At 69.4% G+C, this 1,571-nt stretch carries 1 protein-coding gene; it reads left to right on the top strand.

The features are described 5' to 3' along the window. Positions 1 to 310: 310 nt before the first annotated feature. Positions 311 to 1,549 (top strand): IS110 family RNA-guided transposase, encoded by a 1,239-nt coding sequence (locus tag ABHT90_RS09955; RefSeq protein ID WP_346982402.1) that lies wholly within the window; start codon positions 311 to 313, stop codon positions 1,547 to 1,549. Positions 1,550 to 1,571: the final 22 nt, after the last annotated feature.

Here is a 1,571-nt window from a genome sequence, read left to right as displayed (position 1 = left end):
ACCTGCACTGATAATTGTTCTCGGGGGAAGCGGGCACTGCGGGGCGCGGCAACGGCGCGCGATTTCCGCGTCGCAGCGCTACCCTGATGCTGAATGCCGGGACGATGACCCACTGACCTGCTGACGCCTCTTCGGCCGTCCTCAAATCCGACCTGTCTCGCCCCGGCATCCGCGTCCCGGAGTCCTGCCATGACCTAATAGGAGCATGAGCGCGGACAATCGGACAAGCCAATTGGATTGTAGCGCTCCCGTCAGTGCAATGTCTGGGAGACCCGGGCGCGGAGCAGGCGGCAGACCGAGGGGAGCGAAAATGGAAGGCGAAACGGTCATCGCGGGCGTCGACACGCACAAGGACGTGCATGTTCTGTGCCTGCTCGACGGCCTCGGGAGGAAGATCTGGAGCGGGAGCTTCGGGGCCGACCCCGAGGGCTACGACAGGCTGGCGGAGGCGATAGGCGACCCGGGGAGCTGCATGGTCGTCGGCGTCGAGGGCACGGCATCGTACGGGGCCGGGCTGACGAGGAGGCTCGTGGAGCTCGGGTACAACGTCGTCGAGGTGCTCAGGCCCAAGAGGGACAAGGTGAGGCCCGGCGAGGGGAAGAGCGACCCGCTGGACGCCGAGCGCGCGGCGCGCAAGGCGGCGTCCGGGAGGGGCTGCTCCGTGCCGAAGTCGCAGGACGGCTGGGTCGAGGCGGTGCGCCAGCTCTACGTCGCGCGCAGGCTGGCCGTCGCGACGTCCACGTCCTGCGTGGCCTGCGCGAAGTCGATGCTCACGACGGCCCCGAGCGCCCTGAGGGAGCGGTTCAGGGGCCGCGAGCGGCCGAAGGACCTCATGCCGCTGCTCGCGCGCGGGAGGAAGGCGGGCGACGCGCTCGAGGAGAGCGTGCTGGCCTCGCTGCGGTCCGTCGCGGCGGTCTGGAAGGAGGCCCGCAGCCAGGTCGAGTCCCTCGACGAGCGCATCCGCGCGCTGCTGGAGGCGAACGCGCCCGCGCTGCTCGGCGTCGAGGGCTGCGGCACCACGACCGCCGCCGCCCTGGTCGTGGCCGCCGGCGACAACCCCGGCAGGCTGAAGGGCGAGGCGGCGTTCTCGATGATGTGCGGCGCCTCCCCGATCCCCGCGTCGAGCGGGAAGACGGACCGGCACAGGCTCAACCGCGGCGGCAACCGGCAGGCGAACTGGGCGCTCTACGAGATCGCGATCAAGCGCATGGCGTACGACGAGAGGACGAGGAGGTACGTGGCGAGGCGGACCTCCGAGGGGAAGTCCCGGCGGGAGGCGGTCCGCTGCCTGAAGCGCTACATAGCGCGGGAGGTGTACCACGTGCTCATGGACCCGAACCCCGACGGCGCCGCGCCGGAAGGCCCCGAGCTCGCGAGGATGCGCAAGGCGATGCGGGTGACTCAGAAGAAAGCCGCCGCGGAGCTCGGCCTGTCCGCAGCCACACTCGGGCACTTGGAACGGGGGAAACGACGGTCGACGAAACTGGAGAGGAGGTATTACGAGCTCCTGTGCGAATTGGAGAGAGCGCTCCCGCAAACTGCCTCTTGACAACTTATAGGAGCGTCGGTTT

Origin of the sequence: Collinsella aerofaciens (assembly GCF_039758815.1) — a bacterium.
GTDB classification, from domain to species: domain Bacteria; phylum Actinomycetota; class Coriobacteriia; order Coriobacteriales; family Coriobacteriaceae; genus Collinsella; species Collinsella aerofaciens_BP.
Note: the sequence above shows the minus strand (reverse complement) of the source record. Positions and strands in the feature narration are given on the sequence as shown.

Coding starts and splice junctions, on each gene's coding strand:
- ABHT90_RS09955 (WP_346982402.1), top strand. CDS start 311: ATGGAAGGCGAAACGGTCATCGCGGGCGTCGACACGCACAAGGACGTG.